The sequence below is a fragment of the Erwinia sorbitola genome, from assembly GCF_009738185.1.
In the GTDB taxonomy this organism is placed as follows: domain Bacteria; phylum Pseudomonadota; class Gammaproteobacteria; order Enterobacterales; family Enterobacteriaceae; genus Erwinia; species Erwinia sorbitola.
Window position 1 is genome coordinate 1,498,613 of sequence record NZ_CP046509.1, and the last position, 17,425, is coordinate 1,516,037.

The window sequence follows — 17,425 nt, forward strand, 5'->3', positions numbered from 1 at the left end:
CTCTGACTCTTATTATGGTGAAAATGCAGATGAAAATGAGCAGATTGCTGCCCGTTAAGCGATGTCCTTCAGTGCCGCTTCAGCCAGCTGGCTGAAATAGTTTGCGGCGGGATAGAGCAGGGCTTCATCCGGATTAAAGCCGGGATGATGCAGACCAAATTCGCTGTTGCTGCCGATGCTGACAAAGGTGCCCGGCGTGTTATGCAGGTAGAAGGCAAAGTCTTCGCCGCCCATTTGCAGATCGGCGTGCTGCACCTCATAACCCTGGCGTGCGGCTACCTGTTTGCTGAACTCTGCCCAGCGTTCGGTATTAATCAGGGCTGGCGGCCCGGGATGCCAGTTCAGCTCGGCACGGGCACCAAATCCCCCGGCAATACCCTCGATAAGCTGTCTCAGCCGCTGCGGAAGCTCACTGCGGATCGCGGAGTTATGGGTGCGTACAGTTCCTTCCAGAACGACTTTCTGCGGTAAAACATTCCAGGTATTGCCGCCTTCAATGCGCGTTACGCTCACCACCACCGACTCCAGCGGGCTGTAGCTGCGGCTGACCAGCGTCTGCAAGGCGCTGACTATTTGGCTGGCGATAACAATGGCATCCACGCCCTCCTGCGGCCGTGCCGCGTGGGCACCTTTGCCATGAATTTCGATATCAAAACGGTCGACGTTGGCGTAAAACGGGCCGCCCCGGGTGGCAAAGATGCCCACCGGCAGCTCGGGCGCATTATGCATACCGAAAATGGCCGCCACATCCTGTAACGCCCCCGCATTAATCAGCGTTTTTGCGCCGCCAAAACGCTCCTCAGCAGGTTGAAACAGCAGACGAACACGCCCGGGCAGGCTCTGCTCACGCTCTTTAAGCAGTTTTGCTGCACCCAGAATCACTGAGGTGTGCACGTCATGGCCACAGGCATGCATCACGCCTGGATGCTGCGATCGAAACGCCACCGGAACGATCTCTTCAATCGGCAAGGCATCGATATCAGCACGCAGGGCAATCAGCGGTTCGCCCTGACCGATTTCTGCCACCACGCCGGTAGCAAGATCGAAAGGGAGGATGGTAATTTCAGCCTCTTTCAGCCAGCCGGTGATGCGTTCGGTTGTGGCGAATTCTTCATTCGACAGTTCCGGGTACTGATGCAGCTCACGGCGCCAGGCGACGAGCTGCTGTGCAAGGGACTGGCTCATTGTGTGTCTCCTCAGGCGGCAACCAGCTGGTGACTCGCCAGCAGTTGCAGTGATTTCAGGCGCGGCGCACCCGCAGTGATTGGTGTATCAATAATGAATTCTTCCACGCCAAAACGCTGATGAAGTTCATTAAGCCGGGTATGAACCTGCGCAGCGGTGCCTTTCAGCACGGCGGATTCGCGCGGTTCTATGCGATGCTGCGTTGCGCCGGACTGGCGAATAAAGGCTTCTGCCTGGGCGAGATTGCCCACCGTGACGCTTTGACCGTTATCCACATGAACGCGGAAGTGCTGTAAATCCGCCGCCAGCAGATCGGCTTCGGCGGAAGTATCGGCAACAATTACCTGCACGGCCAGCAGGGCTGATTTGCCTTTACTGTGGGTGCGATAGGCGGTCAGGGCGCGTTCCAGCTCCTGTTTATCGCCATTGAGGTGAGCAGCAAACACAAACTGCCAGTTAAGCTCGGCGGCCAGCTGTGCACTTGCTTCGCTGGCTCCAAGCAGAAAGCGGATGGCCGGACGCGGCGGTAGCGGGGTGGCAAGCAGCCGATCTTCGCCTTCAGCGTCAGGGGTGGGGTTCAGCCAGCCATCAAGTGCGCGTAGCTGAGTGGCAAAATCCCCTTTTTCTGCGGCATTGATACCCTGCTGTAACGCCCTGGTGGAGAGAGGCAGGCCCCCCGGCGCTTTACCGACGCCCAGATCGACACGGCCAGGAGCCAGCGAAGCCAGCAGATTAAAGTTTTCCGCGACTTTATACGGACTGTAGTGCTGCAACATCACGCCACCTGAGCCAACGCGAATATGCCGCGTATGCGCCAGAATCCAGGCGATCAGCACCTCCGGAGACGGACTGGCCAGCGCCGCAGTGTTATGGTGCTCTGCCAGCCAGAAGCGGTGATATCCCAGCTCTTCTGCCCGCTGTGCCAGGGTCAGGGTTCGTGCCAGCGCGGCGGCGGCGGTTTCACCTTCAGCCAGCGGGCTTTTATCCAGTAAGCTCAGTCGGTAAGCCATAATGCATCCTTGAACGGTATCAGTTACGGGCAATTATTGGAGGCAGGATGGACGGCTGTAAAACAACAAATCCGGCTTAAATCAGTTGTTAAATGGGATAGCAAACTTATGCCGGGAAACGGCAAAGGCTGTGCAAAATGAGTATTTTGCCTGGTGGGAAGAGTCAGGTTTAATAAGGCTTCACTTAACAGAGGAATCAACGATGAATGGTATCTGGCTGCACTTCACGCGATTTTTTCAGGCACCCTCTGGTATGGCAACGCTGGACAGCTGCAGGGTGATTGAGGCAATGATGCCGATGGTCGAACTTTACGGTGTGGATTTACCCGATCTGCACCCGGCGCAACAACGTCACCCGGATGAATCCCGTTAATCTTTGCGCTGCTGCGGCCCGACAATCCAGGTGAGCACCTGATCGGGTTGCAGTTCAGCTTTTCCTGTAAATACTCTCCCTTCTTTCATCTCCTCTGAGAAACTCTGCGTCAGGCGCAGGCTGATATGCTGCAACCTGGTATGACACTCAATCACTTCGGCGGCACTGAAATCCATAAACTGTTTCACCTGCGGATAAAGCGCCTTATACAGACTCTCTTTCAGTGAAAAAACGACCGTCAGCGCGGTGGTGAAGGGAACATCACACTGTTCCAGCAGGATTTTCTCTGAGGGGGCGATCAGCATACTGTGGGTATCACTGGCGACCTGCGCTGTCATTATCCTCTCACAATCAACGCCCAGCAGCAGATCCTGGCGACGCGTCAGCAGTGCGCAGACGCGCTGACGGGTATGTGACAGTGAACCGCTGATGCCTTGAGGCCAGACAGGAGCGCGATCCTCGCCGTTATGCAGTACAAATGAGGCCAGGCCCCAGGTTGCCAGCGCCTGTTGCAGGCAATAGCGACTGACGAGGTATTCCGCCCGGCGTTTCTTTACCGCCCGCTGCAAGTGTGCAGGTGCGGGGATCTTCAGTGTGGAAAACAGGGATTCGGTAAAATACGCGGCGTCATAGCGGGCATCAAGCAGATAAACATCAGGATAGTCAGCCAGCGGTTGCAGGGCGCAGTGGGTGATAAAAGGGGGGCAGGATGTGATATTAAGGACAGACATAGCCACTGACCTGTGCAAATAAGATGAATTATTTAAACAGGTTAGTGGCCGGATATCAAAAGATCGCTATCGATATCAGTGATTCGGCGGTATAGCGAAACTTTTCAAAGAGACAACAAAGTGGTCGTGGCCTTTAGAGATTTTAGCTCCGCGATCGCACCACTGGCTGGCAAGACGGAAGAAATCGTCGCTACCAATATCATAGGCCAGTTCCACTTTACTGATACCTGAATGAAGCAGTTCGTCTGCGTCTTTAAAGTTCTTTGCTTTGATAATTCCCATCTGAGTTATCCCTGTCTACACAATGCGGTTAAAGTGTAACGACAGCCTATGATAATAGTGTGACAGTTTTGTTGCAGCCGGCAAGATTGAGAGTTTCGCCACGTTTTACACCGGCAAAGGTCAGGCAATACTCAGCAGCTGCTTCTCAATTTTCGCGCCAGGCATCATGCGTTGCAAACCTTCAATCAGTTCATCACCCGCAGCATACAGCGCCTCTTCGGGCATGGCGGGCAGGCTTTCCAGGATAAACCACATCTGGCTGGCAGTGGAGTCTAAACGCGTTCTCACTCCCTGGCGCCAGTTCCAGCGGCGACAGGTGACTCCTTTATCGTCGCGCCAGATGACCTCACCGGGATCAACGGATTCATCTACCACCTCACCCTCTTTCACCGTGTCAAAAAGCTCCGTACCCTCGGCAACAGTCAGCCTCGGCTCTCCTTTATAGGCGGCGATGTTTTCGCCCCCCACCGGAATGGCATACTTAATGCTGATCGCGTTATACAGATCCACTACCGGATCGATAGCGGGCATTGTACCGTCGCGCAGTACGCGTTTGCGTAATGCTTCAGCCGAGCAGGGAGTGCGCTTAGGTTTGGCACCAAAAGATTTAAACACCTCTGACCACGCAGCAAGATGCGCCTCAGCCCAGGCGGGGGTTTCAGGAGACACGGCCAGACAGGCGGCTCTCAGCGCCTCCTGACCGATGGCGGCGTTAGCTATTGGCGCGGCTTCAACCACAATACTCAGCGCCCTGAATTGGGGGGCAATAGCGGTAATAGCGGGATCGATTGACGGGCGAACGGTAAGCATCAGATAATCCTTTAATGACTATTTTATTGCATGGTAATGACTAATGACGCAAAAAGTCAATATATTGACTGAATCAGGCGCTGATGTGAACTCGGTCAGTCTGGCCGTTGCGGAGAGAATTAAAGATTTTCGTAAGCAGAAAAAACTGACACTGGATGAGCTTTCGCGCCGTGCCAGCGTCAGCAAGGGAATGCTGGTGGAAATTGAGAAAGGGGCCGCTAATCCCAGCATTGCGATTCTGTGTAAGATTTCTGCCGCCATGGGGCTGTCGGTGGCGGATATTGTCAATGTTGCAGGTAAACCGGCAGTTCATCTTATTGAGCAGGAAGATATTCCGGTTCTCTGGATAGGTGAAAAGGGCGGCACGGCGCGTCTGCTGGCCGGCACCAGTGGCCCGGATATGGTCGAGCTGTGGCGCTGGGAAATGTATCCCGGCGAGTTGTTTTCCTCCTCCGGCCATCCGGCGGGAACCTTCGAGCTGTTTCATATCGAGGAGGGCACTTTGACGCTTCAGGTGGAGAATGCAGAACTGAGAATCAACACGGGCTGTTCTGCCGTTGCCAGAACCGATGTTCCTCACCACTATACTAACGCAGGCGACAGCAAACTGATCTTTACCATGACGGTTGCAGAGCGCTATTTCTAAGGAAGAAGGGCAGTGACGGCGGCTGGCACCCGGCAGGCGATGTTGAAAAGTTTGTATTATAGTTTTCAACAGTACAAAAATTTCAGTTAAAATTTGCGTTATGTCAACAAGACAGGCTGCTCTGTTATTTAGAATTTCGCCCGCGCTGCCGGCAATTAAAGAATAGGCGCCAGCGTGGTTTTATCTCCTGCTTAAACCTATTAAGAGTTGAATTAAATGAAGAAACTAATCGTAGCAATGGTGATCTCGGCTCTGATGTCAGGCCCTGCTTTTGCCATCAGTCAGAGTTACCGCGCCAAGTTAGAGCGCAGCGGCTGCACGCAGGTGAGTGAACTACAGGGCTGTGATATCAATAAAACTAAGGCGCAGAATCAGAAGGCCGCTAATGCGACAACGCCCGATGCCGTAAAGGCAAAGTCGGCTGTTATTGATGGCGTCAAAGTGAGATGTGATAAGCCGTTGCCAGCGCATGCGACACCCGCAGGTAAAGAGTGGCTCGCTACGCACTGTGATTAAAAAATATCGGCTTCCGGGTGAGTTTTTCCGCCTGGAGCAACGAGATCGGATGGTTATAAAATGAATAAGATATTAATAGTTCTCACTTCCGATGAGTAATAAATTAATGGTTCTGTTAATAACAGCCGCTTCACTAAGCCTGAGCGGTTGTCTTTCCGTGGATGAATTACAGGAACGCTGTTCTGGTGGTGATGCGGATGCCTGTGCCACTAAGAATAACCGGGATAGCGCCTTCGGTAGTATGCTTCCATCTCTTCAGTGCCAGCAGGCCGGGGGCAAGTTGTTTGGTAATAAGTGCGTCGTGCAGTAGCAGATCGGGCGATCTGTTATTACTCACTGTATAAGTTACGGCAGGTCGCCAGGTGGCACGGCTTTTACTCACCACTTAGGGCCGGTTTTTCATTGATGGTACCATTTTATAGTATTCGTCTTAAATGATTCTGATAAGGCTGTTAAATCTGTTGAGATTTAGTTACGCTCTTAACGAAGAGTTTTACGTGATTTTCTCTGACTAATTCTGTTAAATCACTTCAATGGATGGAAATGTTTAATATGAAAGCGTTGTGTTATTTTTTTATTTTTCTCTCACTGCTTATTTTTTGTTTCATTATTTTTGCTATTTACTCCTTTGTTACCACGCTTTTATATGTTTATTCTGTTGGCGGTTTGTCGCCACTCAACTACGGTGAGGTAACCGGGCATCTTTTGATGATTTTTTTTGCATTGGGTTGTTTTTTCTTTTCCATCAAAATAATTCGTAAGTTTAGTAAATGACAGGCTTATTTTTTTGTTAAACTTTCTGATAATATTAATAAAATCTCGTCCCAAACATCTGGTTTTTTTTGTTTTAATACCATTGCATCTATAAATGGTCCTGCATAGGCGTCAACAAGAAAGTAAAATAGATCAAGATCACCTGCATTTCGTAGATTAATGTAGAGGTCGTAGTTGGTGTGTTTGAGTTTTTCTGAAGCATAAACCGCTCTTGATGCAGAGCCACCTATAGAAAAAATGGTTGATATTAAAAAGCTAACACTCATTTTACCAACGAATTTTTTTGAAAATATGGAGGATAAATCATTTATTAGAGCCGCGTTTAAGAATAATTTCCCTGTGGTTTTTCCTATGTTTTCTGTGGTGTGTTTTTCTTTGTTTTCCTTTATGTCGTTTAAAAATCTCTTTAACACCATGTTTAATATATTTGACATGTCGGAGTTACTGACTCCTCTTTTTAACCTATGCATTAGTCTCAGTGTGTCAATTTGGTTTCTATGTCTATTATCAACATCAAAATAGCCCCAAAGTAGCGCTGATAAATCGTTTGAAAAGTCTAATACAACTTCGCCAACTTTACTGGTATATCTAATGTAAACTGATTGTTTTCTTCTTCCTTTTAATACCTCTAAGATTCTATTTGCTACTTTTCTTGCTTCTGGCATGGCTACCTCCTTGCCACTGATATTGCGAAGGCCTTACTTGTCCGTTACTGTGTATAACGAAAGCATGATAGCAAACAGAGCATTATATTTTATGCGAAATTATTTATTTTATGGGCAGGGAGAAGGCAGAGGAGAGTATGTGCTGAAACACTTGATGTGTACAAAATCCATATAAAGCAAAGGGGCTAACCTTGCGGTTAGCCCCTTAAACTATCGGAGTAATTTGGTCGGCACGGAGAGATTCGAACTCTCGACCCCCGCCACCCCATGACGGTGCGCTACCAGGCTGCGCTACGCGCCGACAGATGAATCTATCTTACTCAACCGTACTGTTATTGCAAGCTGCTAACACGTTGACTGCTCTAGAATTATACAATTAATTTGCGATAAATCGTTTTTCGTCAGTCAGAACCTGTAACAGTAATGCCAGCTGTAACTTATGGTGTTTTATCCGCTCTCCGTTGACATTCCAGGCGGTATAAGAACCATTATTATCCAGTGCAAGCGTCACCTGCGGGGTCGTGATCAACAGTTGATGATTAGTGCTGCTGGCTACCCAGTTGTGACGGCGCTGTGCAGCAAACAGATCCTCACCCTGCGAATAATCGCTTGCCGGGGTGCTGACATGCAGCAGGCGCTGCATCAGGGTGGTCATAATATCCTGATGGTTAGTTAGCTTATTCACGGTTTGTGCAGGTGTTTCCGGCCAGTGAACCACCAGCGGTACCTGTAAAATCTCGCGATTTCCCTGAGCGGGTTCCCCCTCCAGGGCAACACCGTGCTGTGCGGTGATCACCACCACGGTATTTGCCAGTAATCCTTTCTGCTCAAGCGTGGTCAGCACGTTCTGAATCTGCTGATCAACGCCAGAGGCGGCGCGATTATAGTGGCGGGCAGTCTGCCTGTCAGCACTATCGCCGCTGTCAGAAGTGGAGAACGAAAGATATGAGAACCACGGCGTACCCGCGCTCTTATGCCCGTCCAGCCAGCGTTGCCACTGACTGGTTGTATCAGCATTTGACTGATTCTTCGATGCCGGTAAAGAGAAATCGGTCAGCAGGGCCTGACGATAGAGCGGCGAGTTGAAGCCGTCGCTGGCAAACAGGCCAAACTGGTAGCCCTGCTGGCCAAGCGCATTAATCAGCGTAGAAGGGATGCGCGAAGAGAGCACACCATCCATATAGCTGGGTGATATGCCGTAGAACAGCCCAAACAGCCCGCTATCTTCAGTGGTTCCCGAACTGAAATGCTGGCTGAAGCGCACGTTACTTTCAGCAAAATGCGTCAAATTAGGCAGGGCTTTCGCCATTGATGCTTCATTCAGGCCATCGACGGTGATCACCAGCAGATTATTACGGGTGCCCTGATCGCGGAAGGTGATATCGCTAAGGGGATAAGCCACGGAGACCGCTTCAGGATTCCCCTGCTGAACCAGACGGCGCTGATACTCCTGCGCATCCAGCAGGCCGTGCTTCTCGAGGAAGCGTCGCGCGGTCATCGGATAGGAGAGCGGCAAATTAGAGCGCTGCATGGTAATCGGGCGATAGAAATTAGCATCCGCCCAGATATACATCAGATGACTGGCGAAGAAAGCACTGATAAACAGCCCGGCCAGGGGTTTACCAAAGCTGCGCCGATTCAGGCTGCGTAGCTTCTGCCAGCTCCAGGTGGCAAACAGCATCTCAACCAGGAAAATGGCCGGTACGCTGATAAACATCAGCTGCCAGTCACGTGCCATTTCACTCTGATCGGGATTGACCACCAGCTCCCAGACCACCGGATTAAGATGCAGGTGGAAGCGGGCAAATACCGCACTATCGACCAGTATCAGCGTCAGCCCGGCGGTGGCGATAATCGCCGAGAGAAAACGCAGCAGGCGCTGCGACATCACCACAAAGGTTAGCGGGAAAATAATCAGCAGATAGGCGGCAAATACAATAAAGCTAAAGTGCCCAATCCAGCTGCTGAATGAATAGATGCGCCCGGCCAGCGAGGCTGGCCAGTCAGAAACAAACAGGTAACGACTACCCAGAATGAAGGCAAAAATGATGTTAAACAGGGCGAACCAATGCCCCCAGCTAATCATCTGGGAGACTTTTTCACGGTAGCGCTGTCGATTTGTTACCATATTGGAATCAGGATTATCTCATCAGTGGGCTTTATCATCGCGTACCGAAGCCTGAAGGGCATCGGCAAACGAACGTGCCATTACCTGGCGCTGCGCCGGTGCCACGCTGGTATTCAGTAAATTAGTGACCATATTTCCCAAAACCATCAGGGAAAGGTCGGTTGGGGTCTGGTTTGATTCCAGTACCTGAACCATTTCTGCGAGGATTTTCTCCACGCGCTCGTTGCTGTAGCGGGATGATTGTGCCATAACGTCTATTTTATTATTGAGGTTTAAAAAGCGCTATCTTACCGTAAGAATGCACTTTTTTCTGCATTTTTATCGCAATGAAGCGCGAATGAACAACCCACCATTCTGACAGTTGATCGTAAGGGCACACAGTGATTGAATACGCGCCTGTGCCTAAAGGAGAGTTTACCATGAGTCTGGATATTACCCAGATTGCCCTTCACCAGATGATCAAGCGTGACGAACAGACGCTGGAACTGGTTTTGCGTGATTCACTGTTACCGACCAACGCGACCGTGACGGCAATGATGGAAGAGCTGCATCGCGTTTACAGCGCCAAGAGCAAAGCTTATGGCCTCTTCAATGAAGAGAGCGAACTCGCCGAGGCATTACGTAACTGCCGCAAAGGTGAAAATGACTTCCTTGCTTTCAGCCGTGCAGCCAGTGCGCGCCTGCGCGATGAGCTGGGTAAATACCCGTTCGCAGAAGGCGGCGTGGTCTTGTTTGGTCACTATCGCTATCTGGCGGTGGAGTATCTGCTGATTGCGGTGCTGAACAGCCAGAACAGCATGCGTGTTAACGAAGAGCTGGATATCAGCAGCACTCACTATCTGGATATCAATCATGCCGATATCGTCGCGCGTATCGATCTGACCGAGTGGGAAACCAACCCGGAGTCGACCCGCTACCTGACCTTCCTGCGCGGGCGGGTAGGGCGTAAAGTGGCTGACTTCTTTATGGACTTCCTCGGTGCCAGCGTTGGTCTGGATACCAAGGCGCAAAACCGTGGCCTGCTTCAGGCCGTGGATGATTACTGCGCAGAGGCCAGCCTGGATAAAAATGAGCGGCAGAACTACCGCCAGCAGGTGTCCACCTACTGCAACGAACAGCTTAAATCCGGTGAAGAGATTGAACTGGAAGGGTTGTCGAATGAGCTGGCTCCGCTGGGCGATAAAACCTTTCAGGCCTTTACTCAGGAACAGGGTTACGAGCTGGAAGAGAGCTTCCCGGCAGATCGCAGCACCCTGCGTCAGCTGACCAAATTTGCCGGTAGCGGCGGCGGGCTGACGATTAACTTTGATGCCATGCTGCTGGGTGAACGCATTTTCTGGGATCCGGCCACAGATACCCTGACCATCAAAGGTACTCCGCCAAACCTGCGCGATCAGTTACAGCGCCGCACCAGCGGTAAGTAACGGTAAAAAAGGGCTGGCCCGGTTTTCTCCGGCCAGCCCGTCATCAATTCAATACACCTGCTACAGACGAAAAAAAACGCCACATTAAGCGGCGTTTCTTTCACATCTACGAACGGGTAATTATACGCGTACGAAGTCGATGTGGTGCAGTTTTGGCTTGAACGGGTGACGCTGAACAGCCTGCACTTTTACTTTAGTTTCTTTACCATCAACAACCAGAGTCAGAACTTCGTCGTAGAACCCAGGTTTAGACTGAAGGTTCAGAACAGGGTCGTGATCCAGTTCGATAGCAATAGCAGCTTCTTTTCCGCCATAGATGATGGCTGGGAATTTGTTAGCTAAACGCAGGCGGCGGCTCGCACCCTTGCCCTGCTCTTTACGAGCTTCAACATTAATAGTGAACATTTTTAAGTCTCTTCAAGTTTTATTCCTGCTACAGGCGACCCAGCAACAGGTGGAGTGTTCAGCTTTCACCGGGCAGAGCCAGGCAAAAGCGGGCGGAATTATACCCGGGTTTCTCTTTTCAGGCAATGAATTAACTCAGGCAGTTGGCCGGGAAGCACAGCACACCTGTTTTAGCCTAATTCATTGGCACGGCGAAAGCGTCCCTGGTAATCAAACACTTTCTCGCGCACTACCCAGAAATTACGCTGTTTACGTGCTACCACGAAATCGGGATGGCGTAGCAGGGGCTGGAGCGCAATGATATCGGCCGCGCTTTTCCAGCCCAGCGGTACGCCGGGTGCACGCTGGTGCGGGCGCAGAAACAGTTGCTCAAAAGCAGTTCGCTGTGCCGGACTTTTTAAACGAAAGCGTTCGCTGACTTCGGTAGCATCCTCATCGTAGTAACGCACCTTCAGCCATTCACCGTGCTGGTCATTGCCGCTTTCCAGCACCATAGCCGCGCAGCGCAGAACCAGCGCATCTTTCAGTTTCAGCGCGGCTTTCAGCATATCGTCAGGGTCAACGAGGATGGCGTCGCACTCCCGGCAGCGGCGAGCGGCAATATCATTTTCCGCATGGCAGTTCGGGCAGTTCTTAAAGCGGAAGCGATAGTCACACTGTTCGCGCTGCCCCTCATCATCTTCCAGAACCCCCTGACAGCGGCGGCCGAAATGCTCGATAATGGTGCCATCTTCGGTGGCTTTACCCCAGAACGTATTGGCGAAGCCACAGCCGGGACAGAAAACCTGCACCGGCTGGTTGTCACTCTTGCCTTTAGGCGCGCCCACTTCCGGGGTGAATAAATCGTGCGGATTACCGGCGTAGTCGAGGATCAGGCAGTCGCTTTTCCCCGGACTGAGCCGCAGGCCACGCCCGACGATCTGCTGATACAAACTGACCGATTCGGTGGGGCGCAGGATGGCGATCAGATCGACATGTGGCGCATCAAACCCGGTAGTCAGTACCGCCACGTTAACCATATACAGCAGCTCGCGCGCTTTAAATGCGGCGATCAGCGCATCGCGTTCGGTGGCAGGAGTTCCGGCGCTGATCAGCGCTTTGCTGCCCGGAAGCAGCCCGAGTACTTCACGCGCGTGTTCGACGGTAGCGGCGAAGATCATCACCCCGGCCCGCTGCTGGGCGAACTCAACAATCTGCTGAATAATATGAGGAGTAATGCGCTGCTGCTGTTTCAGTTCGCGGTTAAGATCCGCCTCGCTGAACAGCCCATTTTCCTGCGCCTGCAAACGGCTGAAATCATACTGCACTACCGGCATATCCAGCCGCTCCGGTGGAACCAGAAAGCCGTGTTTGATCATATAACGCAGCGGCAGTTCATAAATGCAGTCGCGGAAGAAAGCGCGCTCATCACCCCTGACCATGCCGTGATAGTGAAACTGATAAATCCAGCCTTTTCCCAGGCGGTAGGGTGTGGCGGTGAGGCCCAGCAGCCGCAGCTGCGGATTATGCAGGCGCAGCTGGTTGATAATTTGCTGATACTGGCTGTCGGCGGCGTCGCTGATGCGGTGGCACTCATCAATGATCAGCAGGGAAAACTCCGCGCTGAACTGATCGAGATTACGCGCCACCGACTGAACGCTGCCAAATACTACTTTGGCGCGGCTCTCTTTACGCTGCAATCCGGCGGCGAAGATATCCGCTTCCAGCCCGTAAGCCTGATATTTAGCGTGGTTTTGCGCCACCAGCTCTTTCACATGAGCCAGCACCAGCACACGCCCGCGTGCCACCCTTGCCAGCTCGGCGATCACCAGGCTTTTACCCGCCCCGGTGGGAAGTACAATGACAGCGGGCTGTGAAGAGTGGCGGAAATAGCTGATGGTGGCATCAACGGCTTCCTGCTGATAGGGGCGAAGGGTAAACGACATGACAACTCATAACCGATGGACAGGAAGCTATTATACCCTAAATAATTCGGGGTGCGGGCAGGCGGCAACGCAGTGAATCCTCAGTGGCTTACCGCAGTAAATGCGTGGGCCGGGTAGTGAGAGAAGCCAGCGAACCTGCGGCTTGAGGTATGACGGGGATATATCCCAAATACCCTCTGTGCCTGAGCGCCTTCAGACGCTATACTCTTCATTCCATTCCGGATGAGCGTTCTGCGCCACATCACAAGACGATTTTCGTCAGTTTTCATTCCAAACCAATAACAGGCAGTGCAGAGTTAATGCGACTTGATAAATTTATATCCCAGCAACTGGAAGTCAGCCGTGCGATTGCCGCGCGTGAGCTGCGTGCAAGAAAAGTCACCGTTGACGGTGAAGTGGTGCGCGAAGGGGCGTTTAAATTAAGCCCGGACAGCTCGGTGGAATATGATGGCAACCCGCTGCAACAGCAGCATGGGCCGCGCTACTTTATGCTGAACAAGCCGGCAGGCTATGTCTGCTCGACGGAAGATCCCGATCACCCGACGGTACTGTTCTTTATGGACGAGCCTCTGGCTTATAAACTTCATGCTGCCGGGCGCCTGGACATTGATACTACGGGCCTGGTGCTGCTGACCGACGATGGTCAGTGGTCACACCGCATCACCTCACCGCGCCATCATTGCGAGAAGACCTATCTGGTCACGCTGGAATCGCCGCTCAGTGACGATACCGCACAGCAGTTTGCTGATGGGGTACAGCTGCATAATGAGAAAACACTGACTAAACCCGCTACGCTGGAAGTGATTGATCCGCATCAGGTGCGCCTGACGATTAGCGAAGGGCGATATCACCAGGTGAAACGTATGTTTGCTGCCGTAGGTAATCACGTGGTGGGCCTGCATCGTGAACGTATCGGTGCCATTGAACTGGATGCAGAGATGGAGCCAGGGGAATACCGTCCGTTAACTGAAGAAGAAGTAGCCAGTATCGGACTGACGCGTTAGTTAATTTTTGTCCATTAAAGGGGCAGGTGAGTGGCAAAAGATAAAAATTCCTCCATGGGGCTGGTGGTGATCCTCGGGCTGCTGGCGATGCTGATGCCGCTGTCGATCGATATGTATCTTCCTGCCTTACCGCAGATTGCGCGTGAATTTAGCGTATCAGCGGGCAGCGTCCAGATGACGCTGAACATGTATATTCTCGGTTTTGCTTTGGGTCAGCTGATTTATGGCCCACTGGCCGACAGCTTTGGCCGTAAACCGGTCATTGCCGCAGGAACGCTGATTTTCGCTATCGCGGCCGGCGCCTGTGCGCTGGCACAAACCATCGATCAGCTGATAATGCTACGTTTTCTGCACGGCCTTTCTGCTGCGGCAGGCAGTGTGGTGATCAGCGCCCTGATGCGTGACACCTACTCGAAAGAGGAGTTTTCACGCATGATGTCTTTTGTCATGCTGGTGACGACGATTGCGCCGCTGCTGGCCCCCATCGTTGGCGGCTGGATGCTGCTGATCTGGAGCTGGCATGCGATCTTCTGGACTATTTCAGGTGCGGCAGTGGTTACGACGCTGCTGGTGGTTACGCAGATCAAAGAGACGCTGCCGAAGGAGAAGCGGCAGCAGTTCAGCCTGCGTACCACGCTGCGTAACTTCCTTTCACTGTTTCGCCATAAGCGAGTGTTCAGCTATATGCTGGCAAGCGGCTTTTCGTTCGCCGGGTTGTTCTCGTTCCTCAATGTCGGGCCGTTTGTGTATATCGAGCTGAATCATATTTCGCCGCAGGATTTCGGTTACTACTTTGCGCTGAATATTGTATTTCTTTTCCTGATGACGCTGCTGAACAGCCGCTGTGTACGCCGCTTTGGCCCGTTGGTAATGTTCCGCTTTGGCCTGTTGATACAGTTCACCATGGGCGTCTGGCTGGTGGTGGTGAGCGCACTGAATCTGGGCTTTATCCCGCTGGTGTTTGGCGTCGCGATGTTTATTGGCTGTGTGGCGATGGTTTCTTCTAATGCGATGGCAGTGATTCTGGAAGAGTTTCCGCATATGGCAGGGACGGCATCGTCGCTGGCCGGTACGCTGCGCTTCGGTGTGGGTGCGCTGGCGGGAGCCTTGCTCTCCACCGTGACTTTTACCAGCGCCTGGCCAATGGTCATCGCCATCTTTATCTGCGCCACAACCTCAATCCTGCTATTTATTTACGCTTCACGCCCGCGCAACGCTGCGGCAGCGGTCTGATTCAGTACCCCGGGGCGACATTGATTGTTGCCCCGCAAGCGGTTTTCCCTTCTCTGTCCTTCCGTTGCCCCCTTTAAAGTCAAGAATTGCATCTGTATGTTGGATTTTTGTGAATGTAATTTCGTGAAAAAGTAACAAGATTGCAGCGAAAATGATTGTTATCCCCTGATGAACGCGGTAAATATAACGAATAAATGAGAGGCATCTCGCAAAAAATAACCGGAAGTGTGTTGTATTAGCGTGATCTGCGCTGCGCACTAAAGGTAAATAGTCACATTTATTAACAAGTTAACTTATTACCGTGAATTGATGATTTACCTTGTGAATTATTTGTGAAAATATTGTTTGAAAATCGTTCTGGGGAATCCTGGTGAATACGCTACAACATTCAGTGGTACATCGTCTGCCGCAACGCTATCACTGGTGCGCCAGCGCGGTCGGGCAGGTTATTGAGGCACAGGCGGTTAGCGGGCTGAACAGCGAAGATGATCTTATCGGGCTGCGCCTGTTGAGCCATAGCGGCGAGTCTGCCTGGGAAATCATGCAGAAAATTGAATCTGCACTGGCGGAAATTCAGCTGGTTTGCTCTGTGGTGGAGTGGGAAGGAGAGCCTTGCCTGTTTGTTCACCGTGATGATGAGTGCGCTGCAACCTGCCGGCTGAAAAGCTTCGGCGTGGGCATTGCCGAACCCTTTCTTCGCGATCGCCGTGCCTGAACGCTACCCAGCGATCAGGCCAGCGCCAGTAATTGCTGTGTATAGCTCTGCTTCGGGGCATTAAATACCCGTTCACACTCTCCCTGCTCCACCACTTCCCCCTGACGCAGTACCACTACCTGATGACACAGAGAACGTACAACGCGCAAATCATGGCTGATAAAAATATAGGCCAGGCGGTGCTGTTGCTGAAGAGTTTTCAGCAGTGCCAGAATCTGCTTTTGTACTGAACGATCCAGAGAAGAGGTAGGTTCGTCGAGGATGATCAGCTGCGGTTGCAGGATCAGCGCCCGTGCAATTGCCACTCGCTGGCGTTGCCCGCCGGAAAACTCAGCCGGATAGCGCTGGCGTGTTTCAGGATCAAGCCCGACTTCCTGCATCGCCGTAATCACCCGCGCTTCGCGTTCGGCCTCATTCAGCTCAGGATGGTGTACCTGTAAACCTTCCGCGATAATCTGCAATACGTTCAGGCGCGGATTTAGTGACGAGTTCGGATCCTGGAATACCACCTGAATCTGGCGGCGCACCGGCAGCATTTTCTTGCGATCCCACAGGTGCAGTGGCTGCTGGTTAAACCAAATCTCGCCCTGCGAGCGGATAAGTCGCAGCAGCGCCAGCCCGGTGGTACTTTTACCGGAACCTGACTCTCCCACCAGCCCCAGGCTTTCTCCCGGACGCAGCGTAAAGCTTAGTGATTTAAGCGCATGATGATAGCCGACGGTGCGCTTCATCAATCCCTGTTTAATCGGGAAAGCAACCGCAAGATTTTCCACGCGCAGCAGAGGTTCTGCCTGCTCATCGGCGGGGTCGGGTTGGCCCTCAGGCTCTGCGTTAAGCAGCTGTTGGGTGTAGGCGTGCTGAGGGGCACTGAACAGCTGTCGGGTGCTGTTATGCTCAACCCCACGGCCGTTGCGCATCACGGTAACGTTGTCTGCCAGCCGCTGCACAATATTCAGGTTATGGGTGATAAACAACAGCCCCATATTCAGCTCTTGTTTCAGCTCTTTGAGCAGCGTGAGGATCTGCGCCTGCACGGTAACATCCAGAGCGGTAGTCGGTTCATCGGCAATCAGCAGCTCGGGCTGGGTCAGCAGCGCCATGGCAATCATCACGCGCTGGCGCTCACCGCCGGAGAGCTGGTGCGGAAAATCGTTGAGACGGCTGGCTGCCTGACGGATGCCCACCCGATCCAGGCAGGTCAGCATTTCTGCCCGGGCGGCTTCACGACGCATCCCGCGATGCAGCGACAGTACCTCATACAGCTGCTTTTCAATATTGTGCAACGGGTTTAGCGACACCATCGGTTCCTGGAAGATCATCGCGATGCGGTTGCCGCGCAGGCCACGCAGTGTACGCTCGTCTGCGTGCAGCATGCTCTGCCCGTCAAACAGAATATCGCCCTGCGGATAGACCACCGGAGGCGTTGGCAGCAGCCGCATCACTGACAGGGCGGTCACGCTCTTACCTGAACCGGACTCGCCCACCAGCGCCAGGGTTTCACCCGCATCAACGGAGAGCGAAAGCCCCTCTACCACCTTGCGTTCGGTATTTCCCTGACGGAAAGCGATGCTGAGATCCTGAATTGTAAGGAGCGCCATA

Annotated in this window: 19 protein-coding genes and 1 tRNA gene; 7 read left to right on the forward strand and 13 right to left on the reverse strand. The window is 52.5% G+C overall.

The window, feature by feature from the left end:
* Nucleotides 1–54: 54 nt before the first annotated feature.
* Together GN242_RS06650 and GN242_RS06655 are read right to left on the reverse strand one after the other, a co-directional pair.
* Nucleotides 55–1,185, reverse strand: a complete 1,131-nt coding sequence (locus tag GN242_RS06650) for a M20 peptidase aminoacylase family protein (protein ID WP_156287096.1) — start codon at nucleotides 1,183–1,185, stop codon at nucleotides 55–57.
* 11 nt (nucleotides 1,186–1,196) lie between these two features.
* A complete protein-coding gene (locus GN242_RS06655; protein WP_154751752.1) occupies nucleotides 1,197–2,195 on the reverse strand; it encodes an MsnO8 family LLM class oxidoreductase in 999 nt (332 codons plus the stop codon).
* A gap of 202 nt (nucleotides 2,196–2,397) precedes the next feature.
* Between GN242_RS06655 and GN242_RS21640 the strand changes: the two genes are divergently transcribed.
* Complete coding sequence (locus GN242_RS21640) at nucleotides 2,398–2,568, forward strand: hypothetical protein (RefSeq protein WP_195918331.1); 171 nt, start codon at nucleotides 2,398–2,400, stop codon at nucleotides 2,566–2,568.
* Here GN242_RS21640 and GN242_RS06660 read toward each other — a convergent pair.
* The 3 genes from GN242_RS06660 to GN242_RS06670 all read right to left on the reverse strand — a co-directional run bounded on the left by GN242_RS06660 (nucleotide 2,565) and on the right by GN242_RS06670 (nucleotide 4,391).
* A complete protein-coding gene (locus GN242_RS06660) occupies nucleotides 2,565–3,299 on the reverse strand; it encodes a 4'-phosphopantetheinyl transferase family protein (protein WP_156287097.1) in 735 nt (244 codons plus the stop codon). The genes GN242_RS21640 and GN242_RS06660 overlap by 4 nt on opposite strands.
* Nucleotides 3,300–3,374: 75 nt before the next feature.
* Nucleotides 3,375–3,581, reverse strand: coding sequence for a hypothetical protein (locus GN242_RS06665; protein ID WP_154751750.1), 207 nt, complete (start codon nucleotides 3,579–3,581; stop codon nucleotides 3,375–3,377).
* Between the two features lie 120 nt (nucleotides 3,582–3,701).
* Nucleotides 3,702–4,391: a B3/B4 domain-containing protein gene (locus GN242_RS06670; protein ID WP_156287098.1), complete on the reverse strand. Its 690-nt coding sequence runs from the start codon at nucleotides 4,389–4,391 to the stop codon at nucleotides 3,702–3,704.
* Nucleotides 4,392–4,434: 43 nt separating this feature from the next.
* Between GN242_RS06670 and GN242_RS06675 the strand changes: the two genes are divergently transcribed.
* Complete coding sequence (locus tag GN242_RS06675) at nucleotides 4,435–5,037, forward strand: helix-turn-helix domain-containing protein (RefSeq protein ID WP_156287099.1); 603 nt, start codon at nucleotides 4,435–4,437, stop codon at nucleotides 5,035–5,037.
* Nucleotides 5,038–5,253: 216 nt separating this feature from the next.
* Complete coding sequence (locus tag GN242_RS06680; RefSeq protein ID WP_154751747.1) at nucleotides 5,254–5,553, forward strand: hypothetical protein; 300 nt, start codon at nucleotides 5,254–5,256, stop codon at nucleotides 5,551–5,553.
* A 166-nt stretch (nucleotides 5,554–5,719) separates the two neighbouring features.
* Here GN242_RS06680 and GN242_RS06685 read toward each other — a convergent pair whose 3' ends face one another.
* From GN242_RS06685 to GN242_RS06705, 5 genes are all read right to left on the reverse strand, one after another.
* Entirely contained in the window at nucleotides 5,720–5,890 is a 171-nt protein-coding gene (locus tag GN242_RS06685) for a hypothetical protein (RefSeq protein ID WP_154751746.1), read from the reverse strand.
* Between the two features lie 442 nt (nucleotides 5,891–6,332).
* Nucleotides 6,333–6,992 carry an Ssp6 family T6SS pore-forming effector gene (locus GN242_RS21740; RefSeq protein WP_231617137.1) on the reverse strand — a complete coding sequence of 220 codons (660 nt, stop codon included), beginning with the start codon at nucleotides 6,990–6,992 and terminating at the stop codon, nucleotides 6,333–6,335.
* A 224-nt stretch (nucleotides 6,993–7,216) separates the two neighbouring features.
* Nucleotides 7,217–7,293, reverse strand: a tRNA-Pro gene (locus GN242_RS06695).
* 75 nt (nucleotides 7,294–7,368) lie between these two features.
* Complete coding sequence (gene yejM / locus GN242_RS06700; protein ID WP_156287100.1) at nucleotides 7,369–9,120, reverse strand: LPS biosynthesis-modulating metalloenzyme YejM; 1,752 nt, start codon at nucleotides 9,118–9,120, stop codon at nucleotides 7,369–7,371.
* 21 nt (nucleotides 9,121–9,141) lie between these two features.
* A complete protein-coding gene (locus GN242_RS06705) occupies nucleotides 9,142–9,369 on the reverse strand; it encodes a YejL family protein (protein ID WP_154751744.1) in 228 nt (75 codons plus the stop codon).
* 170 nt (nucleotides 9,370–9,539) lie between these two features.
* Between GN242_RS06705 and yejK the strand changes: the two genes are divergently transcribed.
* On the forward strand, nucleotides 9,540–10,544 hold the full coding sequence (gene yejK / locus GN242_RS06710) for a nucleoid-associated protein YejK (RefSeq protein ID WP_154751743.1): 1,005 nt from the start codon (nucleotides 9,540–9,542) through the stop codon (nucleotides 10,542–10,544).
* Between the two features lie 120 nt (nucleotides 10,545–10,664).
* On the opposite strand, the gene rplY is transcribed toward yejK, so the two are convergent.
* On the reverse strand, nucleotides 10,665–10,949 hold the full coding sequence (gene rplY / locus GN242_RS06715) for a 50S ribosomal protein L25 (protein WP_154751742.1): 285 nt from the start codon (nucleotides 10,947–10,949) through the stop codon (nucleotides 10,665–10,667).
* 170 nt (nucleotides 10,950–11,119) lie between these two features.
* Nucleotides 11,120–12,874: a DNA repair helicase RadD gene (gene radD, locus GN242_RS06720; protein ID WP_156287101.1), complete on the reverse strand. Its 1,755-nt coding sequence runs from the start codon at nucleotides 12,872–12,874 to the stop codon at nucleotides 11,120–11,122.
* Nucleotides 12,875–13,173: 299 nt separating this feature from the next.
* Between radD and rsuA the strand changes: the two genes are divergently transcribed.
* The 3 genes from rsuA (at nucleotide 13,174) to GN242_RS06735 (ending at nucleotide 15,826) form a co-directional block, all read left to right on the forward strand.
* On the forward strand, nucleotides 13,174–13,878 hold the full coding sequence (gene rsuA / locus GN242_RS06725) for a 16S rRNA pseudouridine(516) synthase RsuA (protein WP_154751740.1): 705 nt from the start codon (nucleotides 13,174–13,176) through the stop codon (nucleotides 13,876–13,878).
* 30 nt (nucleotides 13,879–13,908) lie between these two features.
* Complete coding sequence (locus tag GN242_RS06730) at nucleotides 13,909–15,111, forward strand: Bcr/CflA family multidrug efflux MFS transporter (protein WP_156287102.1); 1,203 nt, start codon at nucleotides 13,909–13,911, stop codon at nucleotides 15,109–15,111.
* Nucleotides 15,112–15,481: 370 nt separating this feature from the next.
* Entirely contained in the window at nucleotides 15,482–15,826 is a 345-nt protein-coding gene (locus GN242_RS06735) for a YejG family protein (protein ID WP_231617138.1), read from the forward strand.
* Nucleotides 15,827–15,840: 14 nt separating this feature from the next.
* Here the strand turns inward: GN242_RS06735 and yejF are convergent, their stop codons facing one another.
* Entirely contained in the window at nucleotides 15,841–17,424 is a 1,584-nt protein-coding gene (yejF, locus tag GN242_RS06740; protein ID WP_156287103.1) for a microcin C ABC transporter ATP-binding protein YejF, read from the reverse strand.
* Between the last annotated feature and the right edge of the window lies 1 nt (nucleotide 17,425).

Excerpts from the sequence above, each read along its gene's own strand:
- GN242_RS06665 (WP_154751750.1), bottom strand. The coding sequence starts at position 3,581 with ATGGGAATTATCAAAGCAAAGAACTTTAAAGACGCAGACGAACTGCTT.
- GN242_RS21640 (WP_195918331.1), top strand. The coding sequence starts at position 2,398 with ATGAATGGTATCTGGCTGCACTTCACGCGATTTTTTCAGGCACCCTCT.
- GN242_RS06680 (WP_154751747.1), top strand. The coding sequence starts at position 5,254 with ATGAAGAAACTAATCGTAGCAATGGTGATCTCGGCTCTGATGTCAGGC.
- rplY (WP_154751742.1), bottom strand. The coding sequence starts at position 10,949 with ATGTTCACTATTAATGTTGAAGCTCGTAAAGAGCAGGGCAAGGGTGCG.
- yejK (WP_154751743.1), top strand. The coding sequence starts at position 9,540 with ATGAGTCTGGATATTACCCAGATTGCCCTTCACCAGATGATCAAGCGT.
- GN242_RS06705 (WP_154751744.1), bottom strand. The coding sequence starts at position 9,369 with ATGGCACAATCATCCCGCTACAGCAACGAGCGCGTGGAGAAAATCCTC.
- GN242_RS06650 (WP_156287096.1), bottom strand. The coding sequence starts at position 1,185 with ATGAGCCAGTCCCTTGCACAGCAGCTCGTCGCCTGGCGCCGTGAGCTG.
- GN242_RS06675 (WP_156287099.1), top strand. The coding sequence starts at position 4,435 with ATGACGCAAAAAGTCAATATATTGACTGAATCAGGCGCTGATGTGAAC.
- radD (WP_156287101.1), bottom strand. The coding sequence starts at position 12,874 with ATGTCGTTTACCCTTCGCCCCTATCAGCAGGAAGCCGTTGATGCCACC.
- rsuA (WP_154751740.1), top strand. The coding sequence starts at position 13,174 with ATGCGACTTGATAAATTTATATCCCAGCAACTGGAAGTCAGCCGTGCG.
- GN242_RS21740 (WP_231617137.1), bottom strand. The coding sequence starts at position 6,992 with ATGCCAGAAGCAAGAAAAGTAGCAAATAGAATCTTAGAGGTATTAAAA.
- yejF (WP_156287103.1), bottom strand. The coding sequence starts at position 17,424 with ATGGCGCTCCTTACAATTCAGGATCTCAGCATCGCTTTCCGTCAGGGA.
- GN242_RS06660 (WP_156287097.1), bottom strand. The coding sequence starts at position 3,299 with ATGTCTGTCCTTAATATCACATCCTGCCCCCCTTTTATCACCCACTGC.
- yejM (WP_156287100.1), bottom strand. The coding sequence starts at position 9,120 with ATGGTAACAAATCGACAGCGCTACCGTGAAAAAGTCTCCCAGATGATT.
- GN242_RS06670 (WP_156287098.1), bottom strand. The coding sequence starts at position 4,391 with ATGCTTACCGTTCGCCCGTCAATCGATCCCGCTATTACCGCTATTGCC.
- GN242_RS06655 (WP_154751752.1), bottom strand. The coding sequence starts at position 2,195 with ATGGCTTACCGACTGAGCTTACTGGATAAAAGCCCGCTGGCTGAAGGT.